Origin of the sequence: Jutongia hominis (assembly GCF_014384965.1) — a bacterium.
Classification (GTDB): Bacteria; Bacillota; Clostridia; order Lachnospirales; family Lachnospiraceae; genus Butyribacter; species Butyribacter hominis.
On sequence record NZ_JACRSW010000012.1, the window covers coordinates 1 to 4,864 of the forward strand.

General features: G+C 42.2%; 5 protein-coding genes. All 5 read left to right on the plus strand.

What is annotated here, in order from left to right; all coding sequences use genetic code 11:
- Positions 1-58: 58 nt before the first annotated feature.
- Complete coding sequence (locus tag H8700_RS03745) at positions 59-1,036, plus strand: DUF3991 and TOPRIM domain-containing protein (RefSeq protein ID WP_249303210.1); 978 nt, start codon at positions 59-61, stop codon at positions 1,034-1,036.
- 393 nt (positions 1,037-1,429) lie between these two features.
- Positions 1,430-1,951 (plus strand): multidrug transporter, encoded by a 522-nt coding sequence (locus H8700_RS03750; protein WP_117690975.1) that lies wholly within the window; start codon positions 1,430-1,432, stop codon positions 1,949-1,951.
- Between the two features lie 4 nt (positions 1,952-1,955).
- Positions 1,956-2,288 carry a plasmid mobilization protein gene (locus H8700_RS03755; protein WP_008395341.1) on the plus strand — a complete coding sequence of 111 codons (333 nt, stop codon included), beginning with the start codon at positions 1,956-1,958 and terminating at the stop codon, positions 2,286-2,288.
- Between the two features lie 10 nt (positions 2,289-2,298).
- Positions 2,299-3,717: a relaxase/mobilization nuclease domain-containing protein gene (locus H8700_RS03760; protein ID WP_249303215.1), complete on the plus strand. Its 1,419-nt coding sequence runs from the start codon at positions 2,299-2,301 to the stop codon at positions 3,715-3,717.
- Positions 3,718-3,746: 29 nt separating this feature from the next.
- On the plus strand, positions 3,747-4,864 hold a 1,118-nt coding region (locus H8700_RS03765; RefSeq protein ID WP_249303212.1), incomplete at its 3' end, for a hypothetical protein.

Sequence of the window (4,864 nt, forward strand, 5' to 3'; positions counted from 1 at the left end):
CGGACACTTGATATCAAGTCACCGCTTGTAGCAGAGCAGGGAAAGGCAAGGTGAAAGCATGGATGGAAGATTTACGGATGAAGAGCTTGCCATAGCAAAGAGTGTTGACCTGTGTGCAGCTGCTGAAAGCCTTGGGTATACAGTAAAGAGGATTGGCAAATACCACACTTTAAAGGAGATGGATTCCATCCGTATCTATAACAGAAGCCATTGGTACAGATGGTCAAGGCAGTTTGACAAAGGCAACAATGGCGGCTCACAGATAGATTTCTTACGGGTATTTTGTGGAATGAGTGTAAAAGAGGCTGTGTTCTGGCTTTTAGATTTCGCAGGATACAGAAGAATTGAGAAGCCTGTAAAGCAGCCTCTTGTTCATCAGGTATCGCAGAAGCAGGCAGAGGAGAGAAAGCCATTTGTCCTACCGGAACCGGCAGGAGATAATTCCTATCTTATTTCATATCTGAATCAGGAGAGAGGAATCAGCAGAGCAGTCATAGATCTGTTTTTAAAAGATGGATTGATTTATGAGAGCAGGCATTACCACAATGTTGTTTTCAAAGGAAATGATAAAAATGGAGTGACAAGATTTGCAAGTATGCGGGGAGTGTTTGATAAGCAGGGCAAGCCATTCAAGTGTGATGTCACAGGAAATGATAAGAACTATGGATTTAATGTGGTAAATGAAAACAGTACAGAGCTTGTAGTATTTGAGGCTGCAATCGACCTTATGAGTTATGTCGATATCTTCGCGGATTATGAATCAAATAAGCTGGCACTTGGGATGCTTGCAGATGCACCACTTGAGACTTTTCTTCGGGAACATCCGCAGATTACTTCCATCCGGTTCTGCCTTGATGGAGATGAGCCGGGGAGAAAAGCAGCAGCTGAACTTATGAGAAAGTATTATGAGCTTGGATATGAGGTAGAAGACTGTCCGCCACCTGCCGGATATAAGGATTACAACGAGTGGCTTGTAGCGGCAAAGCTTAATCTGAACAGGATGAATAAGCGAGCAGATGAACCAGTCAGGGCATGAGAAAACGGATTTTGATGTGTGGGGGCAGAAAGCGCCCCCAAAACAGCAAAGTGGGGGCAGAAAGCGCCCCCAAAATGTCAAAGTGGGGGCAAAAAGTGCCCCCACAATTTGGACACGACAAAATCCGGACGAAAGCAAAAATAAAAGTGGGGGCAGAAAGCGCCCCCAAAATAACAAAATGGGGGCAGAAAGCGCCCCCAAAGTAGCAAAGTGGGGGCAAAAAGCGCCCCCACTTTCATAAACAGAGGGTTTTAGGGAGATTTTCTCCCTAACTAGATGGCATTAGGACAGAGATGTCTCTAATGCGTATCTAGCCGTAAACCTAAGAGATTCAGACAGGCGTGTGGGTGGAAGAGATATACAAAACACGGATAAGGGAGGTGCAGGAAAGCAATGGATAAAGAACTTACAATAATCACAGAACCAGAGGAACTTATTGCCTGGGCAGACACATTTGATATCTTACTAAACCCTTCGATAGAAGATGCTGCAATTCTGCTTAACTATATGGAAGGACATGATTATGCCATTGGCATAGATTCAGATGGGAAGATGTACAGGCAGGATATTGCTGAAGAGAATGGCGAGATAGAACCATATTTGATTGATGATGTTATAGATATTGTCTGTGAATGGAACTATGAACTGATACTTGATGCGGAAGCACACAGGAGTGATCCAAAGGATTTTAACGACTATAACGAGTATCAGAGCAAGTATGAAAGTCTGAAAGCAGATGAAAAGAGACTGGACAGATTGTTTGATAAAACCAGTTATGGTAAGGAACTTATAGAAGTTGCTACAGAGCTTGCAGACAGGGTTATTGCCCAGCTGGGTAATAAAGAACTGGAAAAAGTTGCTGTAACAGTAGCAGAAGGAGTAAGAGAATACAGTACGGGTAAGAGAGGAAGGTGATTCTATGGCTGATAAAGTTCATTGTATAAGGAAAACACTAAGACTTATGCCACAGGAAGCGAAGGTACTTTCTGATAAGGCAAAGGCAAATGGAATGAATGAAGCCGAATATATCAGGCTTCTAATCAGTCAGAAACCAAATGATTATCCGGAAGTAAGGAAACTTCTTAAAGAGCTTATCAATGAGATAAACCGAATCGGCATTAACATCAATCAGATTGTATTTAACAGTAATGCTCAGATATATTCCAAGAAAGATAAGGAACAGCTTGTGGCATATATGAAAAAGCTGAATCAATCTGTCAGCGAGGCGGTGGTAAAGATTGGCAATCAGTAAGATACTTCACATGAAGGACAGCGGGAATTCTTTTCATGCAAGGCATTTAAAGCGGGCACTGGATTATGTAATGAATCCTGAGAAAACGCAGGGAGGAAGACTTGTGGGAGCCATAAACTGCCAGGCAGATATGGCTTTTGAACAGATGATGGATACAAAGAAGCAGTTTGGAAAAACAGACAAGCGACAGGGGTATCATATCATTCTTTCTTTCAAAGAGGATGAGGTGGAACCAGACAGGGCTTTTGAGATAACACAGAAGTTTGTAGCAGAATATCTTGGTGATGCCTATGAAGCGGTATTTGTGGTTCATGATAATACAGACCATGTTCATTCACACATTGTATTTAACAGTGTAAGCTTTGTGGATGGGAAAAAGTATCGCTACGAGAAAGGTGACTGGGCAAAGTATATCCAGCCGATTACCAATAAGCTGTGTCAGGAGTATGGTCTTTCCATTATAGATGTGGAGGATGGCAGCAAAGAGAAACAGCACGAGAATTATAAGGATTGGAGCGAATATCGTGAAGGCAGCTTTGTGTGGGCAGATATGATAAAAAGAGATCTTGATGCCTGCATTTTACAGGCAAATGATTTTAGTGGATTTCTGGAGCTGCTGTCGGAAAAAGGATATGAGGTCAAGCAGGGAAAGTATCTGGCAGTCAGACCACAAGGGATGACAAGATTCAGAAGATGTAAGACTCTTGGCGAGAATTATTCACAGGAAGCTATTGTGGAGCGTATTGCTAAGGAAGATTTATCCTTTTACCAGTCACAGAACGAGGAAAGGCAGGCAGCGATAGTAAAGTGCTATGTCAAAAGATACCGCAGGGCGAAGATGTCAGGCTTGCAGAAAAGATATTATGCAAAGCTTTACCGGATTGGAAAGCTGAAAAAGAAGCCATACAGTCAGGTATGGAAGTATAAGGATGATATCCGAAAGATGCATAAGCTACAGGAGCAGTATCTATTTCTGGTAAGGCATAAGATTGAGAGTGCGGAAGAACTTGTTTCGGTACTTGATAATCTGACGGATAAGAAGAAAGAAGCATCAAAGGAAAAGAGTAAGACCTATAAGGCTAAGGAAAGATTCAAAGATATTTTTGACAAGGCTGAACAGATCCGGGAGCTTGATGATGCGGAATCGTGTTATCAGAGTGGGGATACCTTCTTTGAAGATGAGCACAATGCATGGGAAAGGCTTAACACTGAGCTTCTGGCACAGGGATACAGTATGGAAGAGGTCGAGAGTCTTAGAAAAAAATATGAGAGCAAGTATGCACAGGACTGTAAGGCAGAACGGGCGGTATCAAAGGAACTTAATCTTGGAAAATCAATATGGAAGGAACTTACTGTATCAGCTTCGGCAGAAGAGAAGCAGTATGACAAAGAAACAATAAGAGACAGAAAAGAACAGCCGATACGTTAGGCTGTTTTTTTAGTGGTTAGGAGGCATATATGGAAGAAAAAAGAGAGCCATTAAGTGAAATGGCTATTGAGAGAAAGATACAGATTCTTCGTAATAAGCATATGGACAGTGAGGTTATTGCTCTTGTCAAAAGCGATTATGAATATGGACTGACTGATGATGAAATCGGTCTGTATCTTAACAAAAGTTATGACATTGAGCAGATGAAGGTGTTATCAAAATGTCTGCATAAGGGTGTATCAGAAGAGTTGTTAACGCTGCTGAAAGATAGCAGGATGGCAGCACCTAAGATGCAGACAGCATTGGATTACTATGAAAAAGGTGTGCCGATTGATGCAATCAGAGAGGTAGTCCAAAAAGATGATACAGCAGTAAATATGCGCAGGATGTTTGATGTGGTATTAGATAAGCTTAATAAAGCCAAAGAGCAGGTGCCACAGGATTTAGAGTATGTGAAAAGTCTTGTCGCTCAGATGGATGAAGTGGTTGCAAAGATCAATCACCAGAATGAAAGGTATGATGCCCTGAATAAGAAGCTTTCTGAAATAGAAACGTCCAAAGATGACGAGGAAGTCAGGGAGCGTCTGGTCAAGGAGAACCAGGATAAGGACGCTCTTATCAACAGTCAGCAGAATGAACTGAATAAGGCAAGCAGTACGATTGCAAGGCTCAGGGATGATATTGACAAAAAGGATAAGGAGATGAAGCGTATGGGAGACAGAATAGAGTTATTGGAAGATAAGATCATAAGTGTTGTAACAGAGAATAAAAAAGAAGCAGAAAGTAAGGCAGAGCCGCAGGAAAGCCAGTCCATATCACAGGCAGATAAAAAGATGGTTGATACAGTTGCAGTTCCTCAGAATATGCAGGCTGTGGCAAATGGGATTCCGGTCTATTATCAGATTCCGGTAGTTGATGGTACTGGAAATGTGGTGCAGAGACTTCCGATTGAGCGAAGTGTGAGAAAGAGCAGCAACAGCGGAGTGGCAAGTCTTTTTGCAAGACTGTCATTTAAGAAAAAGTCAAGAGCAGACATTGTAAAGCTGGTTGCATCGGGAGACCTTGTTCCGGCGCAGCTTGTGCAGATTAAGAGTGCAATAGAAAAGGGACTTACTGAGTCACAGCTTGTAGAGCTTATAAACAACAA

Excerpts from the sequence above, each read along its gene's own strand:
- H8700_RS03760 (WP_249303215.1), top strand. The coding sequence starts at position 2,299 with ATGAAGGACAGCGGGAATTCTTTTCATGCAAGGCATTTAAAGCGGGCA.
- H8700_RS03750 (WP_117690975.1), top strand. The coding sequence starts at position 1,430 with ATGGATAAAGAACTTACAATAATCACAGAACCAGAGGAACTTATTGCC.
- H8700_RS03745 (WP_249303210.1), top strand. The coding sequence starts at position 59 with ATGGATGGAAGATTTACGGATGAAGAGCTTGCCATAGCAAAGAGTGTT.
- H8700_RS03755 (WP_008395341.1), top strand. The coding sequence starts at position 1,956 with ATGGCTGATAAAGTTCATTGTATAAGGAAAACACTAAGACTTATGCCA.